Annotated in this window: 24 protein-coding genes and 1 other RNA gene; 12 read left to right on the top strand and 13 right to left on the bottom strand. The window is 68.3% G+C overall.

What is annotated here, in order from left to right:
* Positions 1 to 29: 29 nt before the first annotated feature.
* Together NBRGI_RS48305 and NBRGI_RS34040 are read left to right on the top strand one after the other, a co-directional pair.
* Positions 30 to 179 (top strand): hypothetical protein, encoded by a 150-nt coding sequence (locus tag NBRGI_RS48305; protein WP_158439968.1) that lies wholly within the window; start codon positions 30 to 32, stop codon positions 177 to 179.
* A gap of 263 nt (positions 180 to 442) precedes the next feature.
* On the top strand, positions 443 to 1,147 hold the full coding sequence (locus tag NBRGI_RS34040) for a S1 family peptidase (RefSeq protein ID WP_029901282.1): 705 nt from the start codon (positions 443 to 445) through the stop codon (positions 1,145 to 1,147).
* A gap of 11 nt (positions 1,148 to 1,158) precedes the next feature.
* Here NBRGI_RS34040 and NBRGI_RS34045 read toward each other — a convergent pair whose 3' ends face one another.
* Positions 1,159 to 1,989 carry a helix-turn-helix domain-containing protein gene (locus NBRGI_RS34045; RefSeq protein WP_370627889.1) on the bottom strand — a complete coding sequence of 277 codons (831 nt, stop codon included), beginning with the start codon at positions 1,987 to 1,989 and terminating at the stop codon, positions 1,159 to 1,161.
* Positions 1,990 to 2,125: 136 nt separating this feature from the next.
* Here NBRGI_RS34045 and NBRGI_RS34050 point away from each other — a divergent pair, with 136 nt between their 5' ends.
* The 4 genes from NBRGI_RS34050 to NBRGI_RS34065 all read left to right on the top strand — a co-directional run bounded on the left by NBRGI_RS34050 (position 2,126) and on the right by NBRGI_RS34065 (position 5,590).
* Complete coding sequence (locus tag NBRGI_RS34050) at positions 2,126 to 2,533, top strand: hypothetical protein (RefSeq protein ID WP_029901284.1); 408 nt, start codon at positions 2,126 to 2,128, stop codon at positions 2,531 to 2,533.
* A gap of 355 nt (positions 2,534 to 2,888) precedes the next feature.
* On the top strand, positions 2,889 to 3,377 hold the full coding sequence (locus tag NBRGI_RS34055; protein ID WP_036561883.1) for a GNAT family N-acetyltransferase: 489 nt from the start codon (positions 2,889 to 2,891) through the stop codon (positions 3,375 to 3,377).
* A 60-nt stretch (positions 3,378 to 3,437) separates the two neighbouring features.
* Positions 3,438 to 4,469, top strand: coding sequence for a YihY/virulence factor BrkB family protein (locus NBRGI_RS34060; protein WP_051728237.1), 1,032 nt, complete (start codon positions 3,438 to 3,440; stop codon positions 4,467 to 4,469).
* Positions 4,469 to 5,590 (top strand): hypothetical protein, encoded by a 1,122-nt coding sequence (locus NBRGI_RS34065; protein WP_029901287.1) that lies wholly within the window; start codon positions 4,469 to 4,471, stop codon positions 5,588 to 5,590. The genes NBRGI_RS34060 and NBRGI_RS34065 overlap by 1 nt, the downstream gene beginning before the upstream one ends.
* A 344-nt stretch (positions 5,591 to 5,934) precedes the next feature.
* Here NBRGI_RS34065 and NBRGI_RS34070 read toward each other — a convergent pair whose 3' ends face one another.
* Genes NBRGI_RS34070 through NBRGI_RS44530 form a run of 3 tightly spaced genes read right to left on the bottom strand, consistent with a single transcriptional unit; the run spans position 5,935 to position 7,747 of the window.
* Positions 5,935 to 6,495, bottom strand: a complete 561-nt coding sequence (locus tag NBRGI_RS34070; protein WP_029901288.1) for an NUDIX hydrolase — start codon at positions 6,493 to 6,495, stop codon at positions 5,935 to 5,937.
* 39 nt (positions 6,496 to 6,534) lie between these two features.
* Positions 6,535 to 7,017 carry a hypothetical protein gene (locus tag NBRGI_RS49365; protein ID WP_235211191.1) on the bottom strand — a complete coding sequence of 161 codons (483 nt, stop codon included), beginning with the start codon at positions 7,015 to 7,017 and terminating at the stop codon, positions 6,535 to 6,537.
* A 31-nt stretch (positions 7,018 to 7,048) separates the two neighbouring features.
* Positions 7,049 to 7,747 carry a hypothetical protein gene (locus NBRGI_RS44530; RefSeq protein WP_036561885.1) on the bottom strand — a complete coding sequence of 233 codons (699 nt, stop codon included), beginning with the start codon at positions 7,745 to 7,747 and terminating at the stop codon, positions 7,049 to 7,051.
* A gap of 39 nt (positions 7,748 to 7,786) precedes the next feature.
* Between NBRGI_RS44530 and NBRGI_RS34085 the strand changes: the two genes are divergently transcribed.
* On the top strand, positions 7,787 to 8,434 hold the full coding sequence (locus NBRGI_RS34085; RefSeq protein ID WP_029901291.1) for a TetR/AcrR family transcriptional regulator: 648 nt from the start codon (positions 7,787 to 7,789) through the stop codon (positions 8,432 to 8,434).
* On the opposite strand, the gene NBRGI_RS34090 is transcribed toward NBRGI_RS34085, so the two are convergent.
* Both NBRGI_RS34090 and NBRGI_RS34095 read right to left on the bottom strand, forming a co-directional pair.
* Complete coding sequence (locus NBRGI_RS34090) at positions 8,410 to 8,928, bottom strand: TrmH family RNA methyltransferase (protein ID WP_029901292.1); 519 nt, start codon at positions 8,926 to 8,928, stop codon at positions 8,410 to 8,412. The genes NBRGI_RS34085 and NBRGI_RS34090 overlap by 25 nt on opposite strands.
* 135 nt (positions 8,929 to 9,063) lie before the next feature.
* On the bottom strand, positions 9,064 to 9,951 hold the full coding sequence (locus NBRGI_RS34095; RefSeq protein WP_014983032.1) for an alpha/beta hydrolase: 888 nt from the start codon (positions 9,949 to 9,951) through the stop codon (positions 9,064 to 9,066).
* A gap of 76 nt (positions 9,952 to 10,027) precedes the next feature.
* Between NBRGI_RS34095 and rnpB the strand changes: the two genes are divergently transcribed.
* The 3 genes from rnpB to NBRGI_RS34105 all read left to right on the top strand — a co-directional run bounded on the left by rnpB (position 10,028) and on the right by NBRGI_RS34105 (position 12,042).
* Positions 10,028 to 10,443: RNase P RNA component class A (gene rnpB, locus NBRGI_RS45660), an RNA gene on the top strand.
* Positions 10,444 to 10,644: 201 nt separating this feature from the next.
* The gene (locus tag NBRGI_RS34100; RefSeq protein ID WP_029901293.1) at positions 10,645 to 11,067 is read left to right on the top strand and encodes a hypothetical protein; all 423 of its coding nucleotides are present in this window, start codon (positions 10,645 to 10,647) and stop codon (positions 11,065 to 11,067) included.
* A gap of 105 nt (positions 11,068 to 11,172) precedes the next feature.
* Positions 11,173 to 12,042, top strand: a complete 870-nt coding sequence (locus NBRGI_RS34105; protein WP_029901294.1) for a slipin family protein — start codon at positions 11,173 to 11,175, stop codon at positions 12,040 to 12,042.
* 92 nt (positions 12,043 to 12,134) lie between these two features.
* Here NBRGI_RS34105 and NBRGI_RS34110 read toward each other — a convergent pair whose 3' ends face one another.
* The gene (locus NBRGI_RS34110; protein WP_029901295.1) at positions 12,135 to 12,512 is read right to left on the bottom strand and encodes a hypothetical protein; all 378 of its coding nucleotides are present in this window, start codon (positions 12,510 to 12,512) and stop codon (positions 12,135 to 12,137) included.
* 432 nt (positions 12,513 to 12,944) lie between these two features.
* Between NBRGI_RS34110 and NBRGI_RS34120 the strand changes: the two genes are divergently transcribed.
* Together NBRGI_RS34120 and NBRGI_RS34125 are read left to right on the top strand one after the other, a co-directional pair.
* Positions 12,945 to 13,277, top strand: a complete 333-nt coding sequence (locus tag NBRGI_RS34120) for a hypothetical protein (protein WP_029901296.1) — start codon at positions 12,945 to 12,947, stop codon at positions 13,275 to 13,277.
* A gap of 16 nt (positions 13,278 to 13,293) precedes the next feature.
* Complete coding sequence (locus tag NBRGI_RS34125) at positions 13,294 to 14,727, top strand: RNB domain-containing ribonuclease (RefSeq protein WP_029901297.1); 1,434 nt, start codon at positions 13,294 to 13,296, stop codon at positions 14,725 to 14,727.
* 140 nt (positions 14,728 to 14,867) lie between these two features.
* Here the strand turns inward: NBRGI_RS34125 and NBRGI_RS34130 are convergent, their stop codons facing one another.
* The 6 genes from NBRGI_RS34130 to NBRGI_RS34155 all read right to left on the bottom strand — a co-directional run bounded on the left by NBRGI_RS34130 (position 14,868) and on the right by NBRGI_RS34155 (position 20,399).
* Positions 14,868 to 15,755 carry a CHAD domain-containing protein gene (locus NBRGI_RS34130; protein ID WP_029901298.1) on the bottom strand — a complete coding sequence of 296 codons (888 nt, stop codon included), beginning with the start codon at positions 15,753 to 15,755 and terminating at the stop codon, positions 14,868 to 14,870.
* 3 nt (positions 15,756 to 15,758) lie between these two features.
* Positions 15,759 to 16,736: a prolyl aminopeptidase gene (gene pip / locus NBRGI_RS34135; protein WP_029901299.1), complete on the bottom strand. Its 978-nt coding sequence runs from the start codon at positions 16,734 to 16,736 to the stop codon at positions 15,759 to 15,761.
* Positions 16,736 to 17,182, bottom strand: a complete 447-nt coding sequence (locus tag NBRGI_RS34140; protein ID WP_029901300.1) for a hypothetical protein — start codon at positions 17,180 to 17,182, stop codon at positions 16,736 to 16,738. Before NBRGI_RS34140 ends, pip begins: the two co-directional genes overlap by 1 nt.
* Before the next feature lie 74 nt (positions 17,183 to 17,256).
* On the bottom strand, positions 17,257 to 18,048 hold the full coding sequence (locus NBRGI_RS34145) for a hypothetical protein (protein WP_029901301.1): 792 nt from the start codon (positions 18,046 to 18,048) through the stop codon (positions 17,257 to 17,259).
* A gap of 86 nt (positions 18,049 to 18,134) precedes the next feature.
* A complete protein-coding gene (panB, locus tag NBRGI_RS34150; protein ID WP_029901302.1) occupies positions 18,135 to 18,992 on the bottom strand; it encodes a 3-methyl-2-oxobutanoate hydroxymethyltransferase in 858 nt (285 codons plus the stop codon).
* Positions 18,993 to 19,181: 189 nt separating this feature from the next.
* On the bottom strand, positions 19,182 to 20,399 hold the full coding sequence (locus tag NBRGI_RS34155; protein WP_148311057.1) for a hypothetical protein: 1,218 nt from the start codon (positions 20,397 to 20,399) through the stop codon (positions 19,182 to 19,184).
* Positions 20,400 to 20,445: the final 46 nt, after the last annotated feature.

The raw sequence follows: 20,445 nt of genomic DNA on the forward strand, positions 1-20,445 counted from the left end.
CGGCCGTCGCCGGGCGCTGGGATCTGGTCATGCTGCTCGACGATCATTCGCAGGGCTCGGTGTTCCGCACCGAGCTGATTCGCCGTGCGGCGGTCGGGCAGCGTATAACAGTTGAGTATCGTCGGCCGGAGAGTTCGGCCGTGTTCGGGGTGGGTGAGTATGAAAGTCGGTTCGGGTGAACGCTTTTCATGGCCGACACGCTGTCGTGTGGCTTGCGTCGCAATCGGTGCGCGACTGTGTCGCAGTGCACAGAGTGTTGTGCCCCCGCCTCGCCATGGCCATGCTTGGTAGCCAATAGGTAACTGGCATGGCTCGAATCGAGCCGCATCAGCCGGTTCCGCTGCCGAAAGGCGGCCGCAGATTCCATCGGGGGGTGGTTTGCTTCCCGATCCAGGTGCGTGGGGTGTCGGGGCTCGTACGCACCTTTTCTAAAAGGAGAGAAGTGGCAAAGAAATTCAGATCCGTCGCGATCGCGGCGGCCGCCGTGGCGACCGCGATCGTCGGTGGTGCGGGCAATGCCTCGGCCGCGCCGAGCGCGGTGCTCGGCGGCGGCTCCGGGATCATCTTCGACAACAACTCGGCGTGCTCGCTGACCACCATCGGCCACGACAGCGCGGGCAGGCTCGTCGGCCTCACCGCAGGTCACTGCGCGCCCACCGGCGCGAGGCTGATCGCCGAGGGCACGCCCTCGGCCGGGGTGATCGGCACCGTGGCGTTCTCCGACAATGGCGAGGGCCTGGATTACGCGGTGCTGCAACTCGATCCGGAGCGGGTCACCCCGGTACGCAGCCTCGGCCCGACCACCATCGCGGGTATCGGCGTCCCGCCCGGGCCGGGCGGCACCGTGTGTGCGAGCGGGCGCACCAGCGGCACCGACTGCGGTGTGGTGTGGGGCTCGCTGGGCGGTACCAGCATCAACCAATACTGCTCCAAGCCAGGCGATTCCGGTGGTCCGGTCTTCGTCGGCGATCGACTGGTCGGGATGAACCAGGGACGGCTGACCGGGATCGGTCCGATCGGATTCGACGTGCCGTGCACCACGGCCGCCAACCCGGTGCACTCGCCCGCGTTCTTCCAGCCGATCGCGGTGATCCTCGCCGCGGTCAACGCGCAGAACGGCATCGGCGCCGGTTTCCAGCCCATCTGAGGCTGATCGCGTTACTGCGGTGCCGAATTCGCCGCGGCCGCCAGCTCACGCAGCGCGGCCGCGGTGAGTTCGTCCAGGGGGTAGAACAATTCGATGGCCAGCTCGGACAATGTCACATCCGCGGGTGCGCCGAACGTGGCCATCGTGCTGAACATCGAGAGTTCGCCGTGCGGCGTGCGGATCCGGATCGGCACCTCGAACGGGCTCGGTTCGCCCGCACCGACCTTCGGCTCATCCGACCGGTGCGACGGCGGCGGATAGCGACGCACCTCGTCGTGCAGCGCCGCCAGTTGCGGGTCGCCGCTCGCGCTCACCTGACGAGTGAGCCGCTCCAGGAACAACTCCCGCACCTGGTTCAGATTGGCCAGTCGCGCGGCCAGGCCTTCCGGGTGCAGCACCAGGCGGTACACATTCGGCTGCGGTAGCAGCAGGTGGTCCGGGATGCCGTGCAGTAGCACGCTCATCGCCGCGTTGCCGGTGACCACGTTCCATACCCGATCGACGACCACCGCCGGATACGGCTCGTGGGCGGTCAGCATCGTCGTCAGAGCGGCGCGGACCGAGGCCAGGTTCGTGTCGTCCAGGCTGCTCTCGCGGTAGGCGGGCGCGTAGTCGGCCGCCAGCAACAGCGTATTGCGTTCGCGCAGCGGCACATCCAGCGCCTCGGCCAGGCGCAGCACCATCGTCCGGCTCGGTTTGGCGCGCCCGGTTTCGACATAGGAGATGTGCCGGGCCGAGGTGTCCGCGGCCAGTGCCAGATCCAGCTGGCTCAGCCTGCGGCGCTGCCGCCATTCGCGCAGTAGCCCGCCCACTCTCGTCCGGGTTTCCAGCTGCGTCGACACCACGTCAGCAGGTTAACCAGTGGTCCGGCGGACGGGCCATGACCTCGGAGGTTATTGAGACGCTCACCTCAGATCGGCAAGGTGAGGTTCCGCAGCCGAACGGTCCGGCTGCACTCGACCGAACAGGAGCGCGACAATGAGCACAGTTCTCTCCGCCGACCAGACGAGCACCGAATTCCTGCGCACCGCGTTGCGCGTGGACGGATGGGGGACCGGTGTGTTCGGGGTCGTTCTGCTGGCCGGTGCGGTGGCACTGCGTGATCCGCTCGGCCTGCCCACCGCCTGGTCCGTTCCCTTCGGCGTCGCCATGCTCGGCGGCGCGCTGGCACTGCTGCTGATCGCGGGGTATCCGGAGATTCCGTTCGGGCACGCGAGCGCGGTGGTAGCGGTCAACACGGTGTCGGCGGTGGGGATGGTGGTGCTGGCGCTGTCGGGCCTGATCGCCTTGACCGGCCTGGGCATCGCGTTCCTGTCGGTCGGTGCGGCGGTGGTGGCCGGCTTCGCCGCGGTCGAATACACCGGCATCCGCAGGGCCGGGTACTGAGCGGTTCACGCGCGGTGCCCGATCGGTGGCTTCGAGGGCCGGGCACGGCGGCGGCGCGGGTCGGTCCTCGTGCGGCTCTCCGACGGGGTCGGTTTAGGTGTACTGCCCTGAGAGGTCGGGAACGCGGCTTGGCCCTGCGCGTGCGGTGTGGCCGCGGTCCAGCTCGCCCCCCTCGAGGCGTCCGGCCGGACTTCGGGACAGGGCTTAGATGTCGTCGTGGCGTCCAGCTGCACGATGCTCAATGTGTCCGCAGGGTTGTGACCAGCCCCCGCTCCGGTCGGCGCAGTAGTCGTCATGGTGGCGGGTGTCGGTAAACGGTTTGCCTCGCTCGCTGCGCGACAGGTAGACAACTCGGATGGGGACATCGACGATCGGCATCCGCTTGCTTGCCGCCGACGACTGGGAAGCGTTCCGCCGGCTCCGGTTGCGGTCACTGGCCGACTCACCGCAGTTCTTCGGGTCGACGCTGGCCGACGCGCAAGCGCGCACCGAGGCGGTGTGGCGGCAGATCTTGTCCGAGCGGATGCAGTTCGTGGCCGTCGGCGACGGTGTGGAATTGGGCACCGTCGGCGCCATGCGCGACGTGGATCGTGGTGGCCTGCACCTGGTTTCGATGTGGGTGGCGCCGGAGGCCAGAGGTACCGGCGTATCTGACCTACTGGTGGAGGCGGTGCTCGACTGGGCTGACACCGCGGGCAGTCCGCCGGTCTGGCTCGAGGTCGCCGACGGGAACACCGTCGCCGAACGCCTGTATCTCCGGCACGGATTCGTGCGGACCGGCGTGACCGGCCCAGTGGCGCCGGATGATCCGCGCCTCGAGCACGAACTGGTGCGCCGCCGCTGACGTAGCGCGTTTGCCTGCCTGGTCGCCGGGTATTCGCCCCTCGATCGGGAGGTGACGGACATGCCGAAGCGGCACGGGCACCGTGTGGTGGATTGGTCGATGGGGCCGACGGTGTTGCGGTGGCGTTCGTGGTGGGGTGTGTTCCGCCGGACCGTCACCGAATTCCTGGACGACAATCTCTCGGATTGGGCTGCGGCGCTTACCTATTACAGCGTGCTGTCGATCTTTCCCGGCTTGGTCGTGCTCACCGCGATCTTGGGTGCGCTCGGCCCGTCCGCGACCCAGTCACTGATCGACACCATCCAGCAGATGGGCCCGAGCAGCGGCACCGCGCTGCTCGTCGACTCCCTGCGCCAGCTGCAGGGGGCGAGCCAGTTGTCCGGCCCGTTGGCCGTCATCGGATTGGCGACGGCACTGTGGACCGCCTCCGGCTACATCGGTGCGTTCATGCGGGCGTCCAACGCCATCTACGACACCGAGGAAGGGCGGCCGATCTGGAAAACCGTTCCGGTGCAGCTCGGTTTGACCGCGCTCATGGTGGTGTTGCTCGCGTTGTGCGCCATCGGCGTCGTGGTGACCGGGCAGATCGCCGAGCGGGTCGGGCAGTGGCTCGGGATGGGCTCGACCGCGGTGCTGGCGTGGGACATCGCGAAATGGCCGGTGCTGGTCGTGCTGGTGAGTTTGGCGTTCGCGCTGCTGTACTGGGCCGCGCCGAACGCGCAGCAGCCGGGCTTCCGGTGGTTGAGTCCCGGCAGCGTGCTCGCCGTGCTGCTCTGGATCGCCGCCTCGGCCGGATTTGCCGTGTACGTCGCGAATTTCGGTTCCTACAACAAGGTTTACGGTTCGCTCGGCGGCGTCGCCGTGTTCCTCATCTGGTTGTGGCTGTCCAATATCGCGGTGCTGCTCGGCGCGGAATTCGATGCCGAACTCGCGCGCGGGCGGCGCATCGAACAAGGGTTCCCGCCGGACGAAGAACCCTTCCTGCCTCCGCGCGACACCCGAGCCATGTCCGACGACAACGAATCCGACGAGCACCACGGCGATGCGGCCCGGACCGCAGCCGACCAGCCCGCAGAAGACAGGAGCCGATGATGGGCGATCCCAAACCCGCCGATGCCGAAACCGGCAAGTTCCAGGAGAAGACCGACGCGGTCCACGAAAAGGGAGCGGCAGCAGAGAAACTCGCGGCCGAGAAGTCCGCGCGCGTGCGCGAGACGGCCGAGCAGAAAGCGGCGGAGGTGACCCGCAAGGCCGAAGCCAAAGCGGCCCAAGCCGAGCGCGCCGCCGAAGCCGCCGCCGCAGACCGAAAGCAGGAAGCCGAACACGACACCGCCGAAGCGAAACGCATAGCCGCCGCAGCAATCCGGGGGGCACAAGCCCAAGCGAAGAAGAAGGCCGCGCAAGTGATCGACGAGGGAAAGGCACAAGCCGCACAGGTGAAGGCCGCGGCTGGTAGCAAGGATTCGGGCGCCGGTGCCGACAGGGCTGGCCAGGCGCGCACCGGGGACACAGAGCAGAGCTCCGCGGGAGCGGCCGGTGCGGACCAGGCCGATAGCGCTCAGAAGAGTGCGGCGGAAGCGACGCGGGCGAAGGCGGTTGCTGCGCGGCCTGATTCGGCGGACGCGGAGCAGGCGGAGACCGATGCCGCGCAGCAGAGGTCGGCCGGGGCGGCGGGTGCCGGGCAGGACCGCAGCGCTGAGCTGGATCCGGTTGACGCGGACCGGGCGCGGGCCGGTGATGCACGGCAGAGTGCGGACGACGCGGCCGGGGCAGTGCAGGCGGGGAGTGATGAGGCCGCGGAGGGGATCGCGAAGGTTGCGGCTGAGGCGAAACGCGCTGCGGCGGATGCTATCGGGAAGTTGGAGGAGAAAGTCGGCGTCGAGAACCCTAACGCGGCGGCGGTGCTCGGGGCGGCGCACGCGAAAGTCGATGATGCGAAGGAGGCCACCGGGGCTGTCGCTGAGAAGGCGCAGGAAAAGGCCGCGGCGGCAACGGAGAAGGCCGCAGAGTCGATTCGTGTGGCGGTCGAGCGGACCGACGAAGCCACCGAGCGCGCCAAGGACGCTGCCGAGAAGGTCGCTGATTCGATTCCGGAACCTGTTGCGGAACAGAGCCGTTCATTCGCCGGGGCGATCCGCAGGCAACCGGCGGCCGTCGGCGCCTTCGTGGTCGGCTTCGCCGTCGTGCTCTGGCGTGCCCTACGCCGCCGCTGACTGCCGCCGCCGCTGACTGCCGCTGCCGTTGACTGCCGCTGCCGTTGATTGCCTTTGCCGTCAACTGCCGCCGCGGCTGATTACGTGCGCGGCCGATCGTGTGCTTCCGCGTGCTTTGTGCCGCCGTCGCTGACGGCGTGCTCTGGCGCGCCTTGCGCTGCTGCCGCTGACCGCGTGCACAGCTGACCTCGCGCGCAGCAGCTGTGGACCAAGCGACAGATTGGTTCGCACTCACAGACCTTCTCCACGGTTCACAGGGGTTATATGCCCTGTGAACCGCAAGCAAGGTCTGTGGACCCTCGAAGGGTGCGGGGCAGCGGGCGACTCCGCCCGCGCCTGCCGGTTCAGCGCAGCGCGTGCTGGAGCTTGGCGAGGAAGCGGGGGAGGTGCGGGTCGGTGTCGGACAGCGCGAATCCGTCGATGTCCCACCAGCTCTGGTCGCTGAACTCACGGGGCTCGAGGGCGTACGTGTCGCTGCGCCGGCCGCGGATGACGTACCAGAGGCTGACGTCCTCGTGGCCTGCGTGCGTACCGACGGTGGTGGTGCGGGTGAGGAACAGGGGAGCGGTACCGGCGACGGTGAACTCGGCGGTGATGCCCAGCTCTTCCGTCGTCTCGCGGCGGGCGGTCGCCAACGGGTGTTCGCCGGGATCGACGTGTCCGCCGGTCGGCAACCACAGGCCCGCGAGGCGGTGGCGCCCGAGCAGGACGGCGCGAGCGTCCGGGTCGACCAGGACGACGTAGCTGACCAAGTGTCGCGGCGGAATGTCCGGCTTCACCCGGCGGAACACGTCATCGGTGGACGCCAACCACGTCAGCGTCTCGTCGATGTGTTCCTTCTCCACCGGATCGAAAGGGGTGATCCCGCCTACGATCTCGGCGATGGCAGCAGTCGCGGCATGCATGGGCGAGGACTCTAGTGTCCGGTGCCGACAGAACGGTGCTCAGTCGAGCGTGACCGGCCGCAGCCGGGTGGTGTAGGTTCCGGCGCGGTCGAGCGCATCCACGGCCGCCGCGAGCTCGAGCGCGGCCTCGTCGAAAACCCCTCGTGCACCGGCGACGCAAGAGGCGGCTGTGGTGTGCGCTCCGACGCCCTCGGCGGCGATCAACAGCCCCGCGGTTTGTAGTGCGCCGTAGTCGTCGGCCAATTGGTTCACCCTGCTGCGCAGTTCACGAATCTGGTCGAGGAGATGTGCGCGGCGGGCTTCCAGAAGCAAAGGATCGGAGAGCATACGAACCTCGATTCCACGCAATGCTGCTTTCCTGTAATCTACGCCGCCCGACCGGCCCGGATCGCCGCGATGCCGGTGGTGAACGACGCCGACCCCTGCCCGCGCAACAGTGGTCGGGCAGTCGTTCGAGTGGGAGGCCGAGGCCGACCCCGTGGTGATCGGCGGCGGCGTCGCAGGGCTGACGGCGGCGCGCACCGCGTCGCTGCGCGGGCTGCTCCGGCGTCGTTCACACGGGTGCCGGCTGGTTGGCAGGTGTGAGACGGAGGAGCGTGACACCGTAGGTGACCAACCACACGACCCACAGCAACCAGCTGATCAAGCTGATCAGGGCAAGCGGACCGGCATGGTCGATGACCACGGGAGTGAGCGTCGCGGAGACGAAGAGCCCTGCGGCGGCAAGTAATCCGACGGTGGCGTGCCAGCGGCGGATCAGCCCGGCCCGGCGACCGCCGAGCGACAGGCCGAGCAGGGCGACGGTGAGGAACACGCCGTTCAGCACGAACAGTGCGTTGTGCAGCGCCCACAGTGCGGCGGTGCCGGAGCGCTCGGTGGTGGCGCTGAGGGCGAGGCGGATGGCGACCACGCCGACGAACGCGGCGGTTTGCAGCAGCAGCCCGGCGAAACCGACGAGCGACCAGGCCGAACCGGCGGACCGTTCGCGCGGCCAGATGGTCGCGACCGCGGCGGCGCCGAACACGATCACGCAGCACCAGGCGGCGGGGGTGACACTCGACGAGAGCCCGACTGCACCGGATTCGGTGGTGAAGAAGGTGTTCACCTCCTCGATGTCCGCGCCGACGACGGGCATGCCCGCGGGTTCGAGAACGAGGTTGGCACCGACAATGAGCGCGGCGAAGCCGATGGCGCCGAGGCCGCCGAACCGGGTGAACGGCCAGGCGCCACCCGGCCATGTTTTAGTTGTCATATATTGAATATAAGCATCATAAACCGAAAGGGGAACCCTATGGCGGAAGAACAGGCACGCCGCCGCTATGACTCGTTGCGGCGGATCGCCCAGGCGCAGCAGACGAGCGCGGAGATCGCCCGCGCCGCCCGGGCCCTGTTCCTGGCCAACGGCTGGGCGGCGACGACCGTGCGCGACGTGGCGAGCGAGGCGGGCGTTTCGGTGCCGACGGTCTACGCCGCCTACGGCAACAAGACCGGGCTGACCATGGCGCTGGCCGATGCCGCCGACCTCTCGGCGGACCTGCCGCACCTGCTCACCGAATTGGAGGCCGCCGATCCGGCCGGTCAGCTCACGGCGATGACGGCCTACGACCGCAGGCTGTTCGAGCGCGCGGGCGATGTCATCATCCTGCTGCGCGACGCCGGACGCACGGAACCCGAACTGGCACAGGCGTATCGGGACGCGCGCGGCCGGGCCGACGACGCCCACCGCCAGGTTCTCGGCTCGTGGCCGCCGGGCACCCTGCACCCCACCCTAGACCTCGCGACCGCGCTCGACATCTATGCGGCCCTCTGCAACATCGACGTCTACACCGAGCTCACCGCCGAACGCGGCTGGCCGCCGGAACGCGTCGAAAAGTGGTGGGCGGCAACGCTGATCCGCGAACTCCTCGCCTCGCCTCAGCAGAGCCCGGCGAGTTTGTAGAGGACCAGCGACCCGGCCACGGCGACATTGAGACTGTGCCCGGTGCCGATCATCGGGATCTCGACGGCCACGTCGAGCAACTCGAGCCCCTCCGGCGGGATGCCGGTGGATTCGTGTCCGAGGACGATGACGGTGCGCCGCCGGGCGGTCGGGAGATCGGCGAGCCGGATCGATTCGTCGGTGAGTTCGACGCCGACGATGGCGGAGCCGCCGGCGCGCTGACGGGCGAGCCAGCGCTCGACCCGGCCGTCGATCCAGTGCACGCACTGATGTTTTCGCAGCGTGTTGCCGTGGGCGAGGGCATCGGGCACCCACGGTTTGCGCGGTACGGCGAGGCAGGCCCCGACCGCGTCGCAGGTGCGCAGGAGGGTGCCCAGGTTGACGCCGTGCTTGGGCCACAGCGGCGCGATGAGCAGATGATTCCAGCAGCCGTGCGCGCGCGGCCTGCGTTGCCTGCGCAATTCCGGGCGGGATTTCACCCGCGCGGCCGTCATCGGTGGGCGGGAAGAGCCTTCCCGTGGCAGAGAACAGAATTCATGGGAATGGATGCTTCGCGGCGCATCGGGGCCATCGTCGAGGACAGTTCGCGGCAACGGCCGCGTATCCACGATACGGCACCTTCGTGCGTATCACGGCCGCAGCACCGACACCAAGAACTCGGTCTGGTCGTACACCGCCTTCTCGAAGGTGTCATCGAAGTAGATGTCGAAATGCCCCACCGGGTAACGCTTCACGACCGCGTGCTTGGTCCGTTCGGCGGCGCGCAGCGCGGGCTTGACCGGGGTGATCGAATCGTTGTCGGCGAGGGCGTACAGCACCGGCATCTTCAGTGCCTTGGCGCGCCGGCCGGGCTTGTCGAACATCGCCGAAAAGGCGATGCGGGCAGCTACTTTCGGCTTGTAGTGCTCGCTCTCCTCGGCCAGCCTGCCGTTGCCCTCCGGCACGTCGGTCGCGCTCATCAGCGCGGCGGAACGCTTGCGGCCGGCTAATCGGATGCCGATGGGCTTGCGCCGCAGCGGGCCGATGAGCAGGTCGGTGGCGGCGATGGCGGTCACCTTGGTCAGGCTGATCGGGCCCTTCGCCAGCGCGCTGGACCAGCCGCTGGTGAACGGCACCTGCACCACCACCGCGGCCAGGTAGTCGTCCTCGGGGGCCACCGCCAGCACGTGACCGGCACTGAACGAGGTGCCCCACAGGGCGATTCGGGTCGCGTCGATGCCGCGGATGGTGCGCGCGAACGCGATGGCGGCGCGCCAGTCGTCGCGCTGCTTGCCGATCCGGATGAGCTGGCGCGGTTCGCCCTGGCTCGCACCGAAGTTGCGGTAATCGAACACGAGGACGGCCATGCCCGCGGCGGCGAAGCGTCGCGCGTACCGATCGAGCCCCATCTCGCGGTTCGCCCCCAGGCCGTGTCCCATGACAACGAGCGGGCGGGGCTTGGGCGCGCCGTCCGGGCGGTAGAGCCAGGCGGCACACTGCTCGCTTCCGGACGGGAAGCCGACCTCGACACGTTCCATGGCACACCACCGTACTGCGTCCGCGGCCCCCGCACCCTGGCGGAGTCTGCCATGCCGAGTACTCTGGCAGCGCGGACGAGTTGGCCGGGCGACCGCGGCATCGGGAACGGGTACAGCAGTGCCGCCGCCCGGAGTCGAGGAAAGTCCGGACTCCACAGAGCAGGGCGGTTGCTAACGGCAACCCGGGGTGACCCGCGGGACAGTGCCACAGAGAACAGACCGCCCACGGCCTTTCGGGGTCGTGCGGTGAGGGTGAAACGGTGCGGTAAGAGCGCACCAGCGCCCCGGGTGACCGGGGCGGCTAGGTAAACCCCGCCCGGAGCAAGGTCGAAGGTCGCATCGCTCGCGGTGCGGCTGCGCAGGTGTTCGAGGGCTGCTCGCCCGAGCCTGCGGGTGGACCGCTCGAGACACCCGGCGACGGTGTGTCCAGATGGATGGTCGCCCCCCGGTGCGAACCGGGGACAGGATCCGGCTTACAGGCCAACTCGTCCGCCCGCTCGGGCCGGATCCGCCCGTGCCGGCGGTCCCCGGGCGAACGCCACGTGAACGGGTGAGATCCATTCCGTAGCCAGCTGATTGGATCGGTCAGGACGCGCGCGATACCAGTATTGTCGGTCGCGTTTTGTGCGGTGTGCCCGATTCGGCGCGGCCGCGAGATCGATCGCTAGGAGATTTGCCATCAACGTTCAGAGCATGTCGCGCCGGATGAGCGTCCTCGCCGCCGCGGCGGCCGTGGCCACCGTGGCCTGCCTCGGCCCGGCCGTCGCCGCCCCGACGCCTGCCACCGCGCCGCCGAACAAAGTCGATGTCACCGGCGCCGAACGCACCGGTGGGGACGTGCTGGTGTCGGTGACCTACCTGTGCGAGCCCGTCGATGCTCCGGTGACACTGCAGGTGTTCATCCGCCGTGCGGAGGGCGAGCAGACGCTCGGCGCGAAGTCCGCGGCCACCTGCGACGGCACGCCGCAGACGCAGCGGGCCACCGCGACGAAGGTGGCTGATGCCGAACCGTTCACCCCCGAATCCGACCAGAGCGTGCGGGTTTTCGCGTCGCTGTTCAACGGAGACAAGGCGCTCGAGGGCGGCACGGCGTTGAAGCGGCTGACTCTGAAATAGTCTGCGTGCCCGCCGGGTTCGGTGTCATGATGGAAGCAGCTGCGGGGCCGCAGCGTCCAGGCACCCGCCTCTGCTGTCTGCGGACGCGATTCAGGTGGGCGGGCCATGGATTTCCTGACGATCGTCGGCAGCATCTTCGGCTTGGGCGCGGTGGCGGGCGCGATCGCCACCGCCACGAGCGCCCGGGTGGTCGCGCAGTACGAGAAGGGATTGGTCTTCCGGTTCGGCCGGGTGATCGCGACGCGAGATCCCGGGCTGCGCTTGCTGATTCCGTTCGTGGACCGGATGCAGAAGGTGTCGACGCAGATCGTCACCCTGCCGATTCCCGCGCAGGACGGCATCACTCGGGACAACGTGACGGTCCGGGTGGACGCGGTGGTGTACTTCCGGGTGTTCGATCCGGTGCTGGCGGTGGTGGAGGTGCAGAACTATCTGTTCGCCGTCGGCCAGGTGGCGCAGACCTCGCTGCGTTCGATCATCGGCAAGAGCGACCTGGACAGTCTGCTGTCCAACCGCGAAGAACTGAACAAGGGCCTGGAGATCATGATCGACAGCCCGGCGCTGGGCTGGGGTGTGCACATCGATCGGGTGGAGATCAAGGATGTCGCACTGCCGGATGCGCTGAAGCGCTCGATGTCCCGGCAGGCCGAGGCCGAACGCGAACGCCGGGCCCGCGTCATCTCCGCGGAGGGCGAGCTACAAGCCTCGCAGATGTTGGCGCAGGCGGGCGAGCAGATGTCGCAATCGCCCGCCTCGCTGCAGCTGCGCCTGCTCGAAACCGTGGTTCAGGTTGCGGCCGAGAAGAATTCGACCTTAGTTCTGCCCTTCCCCGTGGAACTGCTGCGCTTCCTCGAGCGCAGCACCCCGCCCACCGCGGCCCCCGCCACCCAGCAACCCGAACTCCCCACCACCGACCAACCGCAAGAACTGAATCCCCCCGACAACCCGCCGCCCCCCAAACAAATCGCCACCTAGACGTGATGCCGCGGGCGTATACCGATACGGGTACGGCGGCCGCTTTTCGGGCGCCGCCGGGTATCCCGCATCGGTAATCGAAACAGCGCGGCTCAGCACATCATCTTGGCCATCTGATAGATGGCCTTCGACTCCTCGGTGGTCGCCTCGGTCTTGCCGGAGGCCCGCTTGATGATGTTCTTGACGACCTCGTCCTCGGACTTGCCCGCCTTGATGTCCTTGCAGGTGTCACTCAGCACGGTGGAGATCTTCGCGTCGTCCTTGCCCTCGGCGAGTTTCGGGAACGCACCGCGGAAGCTGACGACGAACGCGCCCGCCTTCACGTTGTCGACGACCTGGGTGTCGCCGCTCGACTGCGCGGTGGTGGAAGAGGAGGCGGCATCGGTGGTGGCCTTGTCGTCCCCGCAGCCGGTGAGCAGCAGGGCAAAGAGGGTCGCGCTGGCCGCGAGAGCGGCGGTAGTTCTGATCACGGAGCGCGATGCTAGCGGGCCGGAACCAAAGTCGCCTCCCGTCCGGTGAACGGGAGGCGACATGTTGTGGCAGAAGGTTTGTCGCCTCAGACCGGGGAGACGACGAAGACCTGGGCCCAATAGGCTGCCTGGTCCGCGCCGATCAGCGGGGCCAGGTAGTCGAACAAGATCGATGACATAGCTACGGAACTCCCAATTGTCGACGTACAGGACATTTCAGAATGTGCGGGCCGAATGTGAGCCACGCTACGGCGGGCAACGTTAGCAGCCACGTCGGCGGCCTGCCTGCCATGCCGGGCCGCCATGCCGATGCGCGAGTAACTAGCCGGACCGTGATCGACGTCATAAAGTAGGGGCCGTCGGCTTGGCCCGTTTGCCGGGCCGCGACGTTCCCTTCACACTTCGAATGCGGGAAAGCAGGTCTCAACTCATATGCGGATTGTTCGCTCACTGGTCGCCGGCGCGTTGATCGCCGGTGCTGCTTCGGTTTTCGCCATGCTGGGGGCCGGTTCCGCCGGTGCCGTAGCGGTGACGCCGCTGCCTGGCGGGGTGCAGGTCGACCTCAGCCCGGCCGACACGGTCTGGGTCGCCCAGAACCGTTTCGGGCAGACCCTCGCCGGTCTGCCCCATCCTTCGGCGCCTTCCTTCGGTCAGGCGCTGGACGCGGCCGCCGCGGTGTCGGCGGCGGTCCCGGGCGGACATGTCACCTTCACCGTGTACGGGCCGCTCGATTCGTTGAACGGCACCATGCTGGCGTTGCAGTAGGACTGGCACACCCAGCGTGGAATTGCATCAGCGGATCGTCTCGGCGCCGGTCGACTTCGGCGCCATCCGTTCCGAATTCGGTTTGGCCTCGGCGTACCCCGCCGAGGCCACCGCGGAAGCCCGCGACGCGTCCGACGCGTTCGCGGGCGACCGGAACGATCGCACCGACATCCCGTTCGTGACGATCGACCCACCGGGCGCCATGGATCTGGACCAGGCCCTGCACCTGGAGCGCACCGGCACCGGCTTCCTGCTGCACTACGCCATCGCCGACGTGGGCGCCGTGATCGATCCCGACGGCGTGCTCGCCAAAGAGTCCGGCGCCAGGGGACAAACCTTCTATCTGCCCGACGGCACGGTGCCGCTGCATCCGCCGGTGCTGTCCGAAGGCGCCGCCAGCCTGCTGCCGCAGCAGCGGCGCCCGGCCGCGCTGTGGACCATCGAACTCGACGAAAACGCCGAACCGCAACGGTTTTCGGTGCAACGCGCGCTGGTGTGCTCGCGCGCCAGGCTCGACTACGCGGGCGTTCAGGCCGACGCCGACGCAGGCCGCCTGCACCCCTCGATCGCAGCCCTGCCGGAGTTCGGCAAGCGGCGCATCGCGGCGGGACTGGCTCGCGGCGCGATCGGCTTGCGGCTACCCGCGCAGAGCATCGTCCGCGACGACCGCTCGCCGGGGCACTGGCGACTGATCGTGGAACCGCGCACCGCCGCCGACGACTGGAACGAGCAGGTCTCGCTGCTCACCGGGATGTGCGCGGCCCGCATCATGCTCGACGCGGCCGCCCCCGCACTGTTGCGCACCATGCCGCCGCCCGCCGATTCGGCGATCGCGTCCATGCGCCGGACCGCGGCCGCGCTGGGCGTCGCATGGCCCGAAGCGCAGCCGGTAGGGCAGATGCTCGCCGGACTGGATCCGAACACCCCGGCCGCGCTGGTGCTGATGTCGGAGGCGACCAGTCTGCTGCGCGGCGCGTCCTACACCGTGGTGAACGGCGATACGACCGGGGCAGCCCCGGAAACGTTGCAGCACAGCGCGATGCACGCGCCGTACACACATGTCACCGCGCCGCTGCGCAGGCTGGTCGACCGCTACGCCACCGAGATCTGCCTGGCTCGCTGCGCGGGAACCGAAGTGCCGCAGTGGGTTACCGACGGTCTCGCCGACACCGCGGACACCATGCGCCGCAGCGACGCGATCGCGAACAAGGTCGAACGCGCCTGTATCGACCTCACGGAGGCGACGCTGCTCGCCGAACGCGCGGGCGCGGAGTTCGACGCGGTCGTGGTGCGTGAAGCCAACGGCAACCGCGCCGCCGAGATCTTCATCGCCGACCCGCCTGTGCTCGGGCCGTGTACCGGCGAGCCACCGGAAGGCGAACAGGTGCGCGTCCGCCTGACCGCCGCCGACCCCACCACCCGCAAGATAGCCTTCGCCTACACGCCCTGAACCCGGCGTCGCGCCGTCCGTTGAACGCCGTGAGTGCGCCTGACTCTGCGGCGAGGCGGATGCGGCAGGTGTATGCGGTGCGGGGTGACGAGATGCGGGCGGTACGGCTTGCCGGGCAGCGCGCGCAGGGTTGGAACGCGCTATTCGCCGTTGGCGGTCAGAGCGGTAGCGGCTTCGGGGTAGCGGCTCAAGGCCTGGCGGGCGGCGGTGTCTTCGGCGCCGGCGAGGATGCGGTACAGGGCCGGGTCTTCGCCCGCGGCGCCGGCGTCGGCGGCGATGCCGTAGAGCGCGTGCTGGGATTCGACGGCGTCGCGGTGGTCGCCCAGGACGGTCTGCAGCCGTTTGGCGCGAGCGCCGAGGCCGGTCGCCGCGGCGGCGAGCACCTGCTCGGCGGCCTCGCAGGAGTAGCGTAAACGCTTGGCGCTCTTGCGGATATCGTGCAGCAGTTCGACCCGCTCGTCCGCCGTCACGGTGGGCTCGAGCTGGATCAACCGTTCGACCCGCTCGCGATCACGTTGCAGCACAACACCGAAGAACTCGGCGGCCGACACTTCGGCGCGCCGCGCTCGCAACGGTGGTTCGGTGCGCCAATGCGTGAGTTCATCGCGCAGGTCACGGTAGCGCGGGCTCGCCAGCGCGAGCAGGACATCGGCGTGCGCGGCGGCGTAGCGCTCCTGCTGGGCGGTGACCAGCCTGGCCGTCACCGGCGCCAGCTCGGTCTCCGAATGTTCGCCCTGCTGAGCGTGTTTGGTCAGCAGGGTCGCGAAACGCTCACCGCGCACCTCGGCGTCGCGGGCCACGCCGAGAACACCGGCCAGCCACTTGAGCTCCTCGCCCATCGAGGCGGCCAGGGATCGCTCGAAAAGGCTGCGGTAGGACCGCAATACGCTGCGCAGCCGACGGGTCGCGACCCGCATCTGGTGCACCGAATCGGGGGCGTCGGCCCGCACGTCGGGTTCGGCGGCCAGCAGCCGGTCGACATCGTCGCGTAGTGCCGCGATGATCGCGTTACCGGCTGTGGCCGTCATGGGTTACCCCGCCTTCGCGAATCGGTCGGTGGCTTCGACCAGGTGGTGCGTGATGCCTGGTTCGTTCGCCGCGTGGCCCGCGTCGTCCACGATGTGCAGCTCCGAGTTCGGCAGCGCCTTGTGCAGATCCCACGCGCTCACCGCGGGGCAGACGATGTCGTGGCGCCCCTGCACGATGACCGTCGGGATATGGGAAATGGTACCGGCGTCACGGAGTAGCTGGCCCTCTTCGAGGAACCCGCGGTGCTGGAAGTAGTGGTTCTCGATTCGGGCGAACGCCAACGCGAACCGCGGCTCGGCGGTTTCGGCGACCCGATCCGGTTGCGGCAGTAGCGCACTCGTCGCACCCTCCCAGGTGGACCAGGCGATCGCGGCCGCGAGCGCGACCTGTTCGTCCGGGGAGTGCAGCAGCCGGTGATAGACCGCGACGAGGTCTTCGCCGCGTTCGGCCTCGGGCACCGGCGCGAGGAACTTCTCCCACTCGTCGGGGTACACGTAGCCCGCCGCACCGTTGTAGTACCAGTCGATTTCCTTGCGGCGCAACAGGAATATGCCGCGCAACACCAGTTCGGTGACTCGCTCCGGGTGCGTCTGGGCGTAGGCCAGCGCGAGCGTCGAACCCCACGAGCCGCCGAACACCTGCCAGCGGTCGATGTCGAGATGTGTACGCAGCGCCTCCAGGTCGGCGATCAGATGCTGGGTGGTGTTGGTCGCCAGGTCCGCGTTGTCGGCGAGGTGCGGGGTGGACTGTCCGCAACCGCGTTGATCGAGCAGCACGATCCGGTAGGCCGCCGGGTCGAAGAACTGCCGCTGATACGGCGAGGTGCCGCCGCCGGGCCCGCCGTGCAGGAACACCACCGGTTTGCCGTCGGGGTTGCCGCTGACCTCCCAATAGACCGCCTGGCCGTCGCCGACGTCGAGCAGCCCGGTGTCGTACGGCTCGATCTCGGGGTACAGCGTGCGCAGCGTGGTGCCCGCCATCAGAACGCCAGCCCGGAGGCCAGATCGGTCAGCTCCAGCGCCTCGATCGCTTGCTTGTGCACGTCGGGGCAGCTCTTGGTGGTGATCCGGTCGATCACCGGCTTGTCGGCCAGCACCGCGCCGTTGATGCCGCCGTTGCGCAGCGCCCACTCGTGCACCATCGCGTTGAGGCCGATCCGGCCGAGCGTCGGGCCCTGCACGCGCCAGTTCGACAGCTCCGGGCGGATCATGTCGCACAGCTGGACGGCGGCGGCGTCGGAGATCTCCGGGGTGCCCGGCTTCGGGGCGGTGCTGCTCGGCTTGCTGGTCGCCGTCGCGGATCCCGTCGTCGAACCCGAACTCCCGGTAGGGGCCGGGTTCGACTCGGTTCCGCAGGCGGTCAGTGCTGCGGCGGCGAAAACGCCTGCCAGCAGCAGCGTGCTGCGTGAGATCCAACGGCTGCGCATCAAATACCTCTGCTGTTGTCGGCAATGTCCGCCTCGAGTCTGCCATTGATTCGCCGGCAGGGCCCGGACCGCGTTCACCGGAAGCTGGTGCGCAACTCGTCCAGCAGGGCTTCGACCGTGCGGGCGAACGGTGGGGCGGAGACGTCGATGGTGCGCCAGGGGTGCAGTGCGATCAGCGGGGCGAGCCGCTCGGCGAGGGCGATCTCGGTGCGCGAGATGGGACCGCCGCGCCGCCAGTGCGCGAAGTATTCGGCGCGGTGCGTGGTGCGCAGGATCCGGTGCGACAGGAACGGATGGGTGATCACCGCATCGGCCCAGTCGAAGAGCAGTCCGGTGCCGGCGAACGCGTTGCCGGGGTGGACGTCGTTGTGTTCGATGCTGAGCCGGTTGTAGTCGCCCAGTTCCGCGGCGGCCGCCGCGATCCGGTCCCCGAGGCCGGGGATGCGCGGCTCGTAGTGCTGGTAGACGGTGACCAGCCGGGCGGGCGGCAGATACGGCGTCCCGGTGGCGCGTAGCTCATCGATGTGCGTGGTGAGCGACTGCTGTAGTTCGGCGTAGGCCCGGACCAGCTCGGTCCATTCGGCGGCGGTGTCCGGGGCGACGTCACCGCCGTGCCTGCTGAGTAACCAGCCGCGATCCTGTTGCACCGCAACGGGTTCCAGCGCGCTGCCCGGACATAGTCGGGCCAGCAGCTCCAACAGGTGGCCCTCGTGCGCGAAGGCGCGGGCATTGGCTTTCGCCCACATCGGGCCCGCGCTGGTGGGGATGCGCACGACCAGCGACCAAGCGCGCCGCCGGGTTTCCACCGGCGCGCCCGTGACGGTGAGCCCGTGCTCGGCGAGGACGCTGAACGCCCAATCGGTCAACGGGCTCGATCGACTGTCCGAGCAGTGCGGCGGGCGCCTGCACCACTCGGCCGGTCATCGACACTGCGCTGTTCGTTTCGAGCGAGCTAGAAGCTGTGCTCGGGACCGGGGAAGGTGCCCCGGCGCACCTCGTCCGCGTAATTCGCTGCCGCGGTCCGCAATTGGTCGCCGATATCGCCGAATCGTTTGACGAACTTGGCGGTCTTGCCGCTGGTGTAGCCCGCCATGTCCTGCCAGACCAGCACCTGGGCGTCGGTGTCCGCGCCGGCGCCGATGCCGACGGTCGGGATGGTCAGCTTGCCGGTGACCTGCGCGGCCAGTTCGGCGGGCACCATCTCCATGACGACCGCGAACGCGCCCGCCTCCTGCACCGCGATGGCGTCGGCGATGAGCTGTTCGGCGCCGTCGCCGCGGCCCTGCACGCGGAAGCCGCCGAGGGTGTTGACGCTCTGCGGGGTGAACCCGATATGCGCCATGACCGGGATGCCCGCCGAGGTGATCAGCGCGATCTGCTCGGCGACGCGCTCGCCGCCCTCGAACTTCACCGCGTGCGCCTGGCCCTCCTTCATGAACCGGGTCGCGGTGGCCAGGGCCTGCTGCGGCGAGGACTCGTAGGTGCCGAACGGCAGATCGGCCACCACCAGCGCGTGCGGTGCGCCGCGCACCACGCCGCGGACCAGCGGGAGCAGTTCGTCCACGGTGATCGGCACCGTGGTGTCGTAGCCGTAGACGACGTTGGCCGCGGAGTCGCCGACGAGCAGCACGGGAATGCCGGCTTCCTCGAACAGTCGCGCCGAGGAGTAGTCGTAGGCGGTGAGCATGGACCAGCGCTCGCCGTCGGCCTTCATCTGCTGCAGATGATGCACCCGGGTTTTACGCACGGCCTTCTTCGGCTGGCTGGGCGCCGCACCGTAGGCAGGGGTTTCCGAATCGGATACGGACATCATCGTCCCTTTCGTCGCTGTCTCCTCGGGGCCCATCCGGGTCCCCGGGTTCGTCTGACAGCTTCAGTGTGCCAGCTGTGACCGGCCCCGCTTAAGGCTTCGGCCCGATGCAATTGGTCACATCACAAGGTCGCGGGAGTACTCGCCAACACATGGCGAGGCACGTTGCCGACTGCCACCGGCCCCGTTTCAGTCCGGCAAGCTGTTCCGGAGTACCTGAAGGTCGCGCCGAACATGTTGCTCGATCAGTTGGTGGTCTGGGTCGTCGCGGTGCGAGCTCTGCTGCAGCAATCGCAGATCTTCTTCGGCGCGGGCCAGCGCCATCGCCCGCTCGGTCCGGCTACCGTGTTCGGCAATTGTGTCGTTGTTCAGCACCTGCCACTCGACGCCGGATTGTTCGAGTGCCGCCGCCAGCTGGTTGTCCGGATATGTGTGCAGGACTATGTAGTCGATGTCGTCGAGTGTCACGCCGCCATGGATCTGTGCCTCGACGAAACTGTGGGATCGAAACGGCTGCCCGAAATAGTTACGGTCGAGACCGGCCAGCCCTCGGTTGTACGAGTTGACCCCGTATGACCACTCGCGAGGATCTGTCAGCGGCGATGGCACCGTGCCGTGTTTCAGAGTGATCGAGTCACCGACTGTGAAGGTGGTCCGTAGTCGAATTTCGGGCTTCAGAACTATCTGCTCGCGACCCCATTCGCCCAAGCCGTCGATCCCGATGGTCTCACCGGGGTGGAAACCCGTGGGGCGAATACCTTCGATAGCGATGAAGCCGTAAACGGGTTCAGTGCCGAACCATTCGCGCTCCGCGAGGTCGCGTTCCCCGCCAGGGCGCCGACGGGATCGATACTGCCGCTCTTCCAGTACCCTGCTGAGCGAATCGGCGTGAATCCGGATCGCGACTGGCTTGTCCTGCACCAATTCACGCAACTCGTTGCGCATCTGCACCCGCACTTCGTCGCCGGGCCGTCCCAGTTGATCGGCCATCCGGTCGATTGCTCTGTCGACATGAACGTACTGCTCCAGCAACGAGATGTTTTCCTGGTACATGGTTTCGAGTTCGATTGGCGTGGGCTCCTGGTTACCGAACCGCTGACGCATCTTCTCGTCGACCAATGCCTTCGCTCGGGTGAGGGTGTTTGGATCCGGCGCGGACCGCAGCCACGTCGCGTGCGGCGGTCGCCATTGCTCAAGGAAGCTCTGGTCCGAGACGGCGTGCAATCTTCGCGCGATATCGTGGTCGTCGCGTTCGAATTTTCTCGAGTCGTCTCGCGCGGTGGCTGCGGCGTCACTCATAGTGCCGGAAATGGCCGTGCCCGTATTCGACTCGTGCCCCTGGCTGGAGCGCCCCAATCGGCGTTCGAGCCGACGTAGCACTTCGGTCAAGGCCGCACCGATTCTCACCGCTTAACCATAGCCAGCTTTATCGCCGCGCTCGCAGCTGAGATTC

It is taken from the genome of Nocardia brasiliensis IFM 10847, from assembly GCF_000710915.1.
Taxonomy (GTDB): domain Bacteria; phylum Actinomycetota; class Actinomycetes; order Mycobacteriales; family Mycobacteriaceae; genus Nocardia; species Nocardia brasiliensis_A.

Coding starts and splice junctions, on each gene's coding strand:
- panB (WP_029901302.1), bottom strand. CDS start 18,992: ATGTCCGTATCCGATTCGGAAACCCCTGCCTACGGTGCGGCGCCCAGC.
- NBRGI_RS34130 (WP_029901298.1), bottom strand. CDS start 15,755: ATGACGGCCACAGCCGGTAACGCGATCATCGCGGCACTACGCGACGAT.
- NBRGI_RS34140 (WP_029901300.1), bottom strand. CDS start 17,182: ATGCGCAGCCGTTGGATCTCACGCAGCACGCTGCTGCTGGCAGGCGTT.
- NBRGI_RS34120 (WP_029901296.1), top strand. CDS start 12,945: ATGCGGATTGTTCGCTCACTGGTCGCCGGCGCGTTGATCGCCGGTGCT.
- NBRGI_RS34055 (WP_036561883.1), top strand. CDS start 2,889: ATGGGGACATCGACGATCGGCATCCGCTTGCTTGCCGCCGACGACTGG.
- NBRGI_RS48305 (WP_158439968.1), top strand. CDS start 30: ATGCTGCTCGACGATCATTCGCAGGGCTCGGTGTTCCGCACCGAGCTG.
- NBRGI_RS34090 (WP_029901292.1), bottom strand. CDS start 8,928: ATGACGGCCGCGCGGGTGAAATCCCGCCCGGAATTGCGCAGGCAACGC.
- NBRGI_RS34070 (WP_029901288.1), bottom strand. CDS start 6,495: ATGCATGCCGCGACTGCTGCCATCGCCGAGATCGTAGGCGGGATCACC.
- NBRGI_RS44530 (WP_036561885.1), bottom strand. CDS start 7,747: ATGACAACTAAAACATGGCCGGGTGGCGCCTGGCCGTTCACCCGGTTC.
- NBRGI_RS34085 (WP_029901291.1), top strand. CDS start 7,787: ATGGCGGAAGAACAGGCACGCCGCCGCTATGACTCGTTGCGGCGGATC.
- NBRGI_RS34100 (WP_029901293.1), top strand. CDS start 10,645: ATGTCGCGCCGGATGAGCGTCCTCGCCGCCGCGGCGGCCGTGGCCACC.
- NBRGI_RS34060 (WP_051728237.1), top strand. CDS start 3,438: ATGCCGAAGCGGCACGGGCACCGTGTGGTGGATTGGTCGATGGGGCCG.
- NBRGI_RS34065 (WP_029901287.1), top strand. CDS start 4,469: ATGGGCGATCCCAAACCCGCCGATGCCGAAACCGGCAAGTTCCAGGAG.
- NBRGI_RS34095 (WP_014983032.1), bottom strand. CDS start 9,951: ATGGAACGTGTCGAGGTCGGCTTCCCGTCCGGAAGCGAGCAGTGTGCC.
- NBRGI_RS34105 (WP_029901294.1), top strand. CDS start 11,173: ATGGATTTCCTGACGATCGTCGGCAGCATCTTCGGCTTGGGCGCGGTG.
- pip (WP_029901299.1), bottom strand. CDS start 16,736: ATGGCGGGCACCACGCTGCGCACGCTGTACCCCGAGATCGAGCCGTAC.
- NBRGI_RS34050 (WP_029901284.1), top strand. CDS start 2,126: ATGAGCACAGTTCTCTCCGCCGACCAGACGAGCACCGAATTCCTGCGC.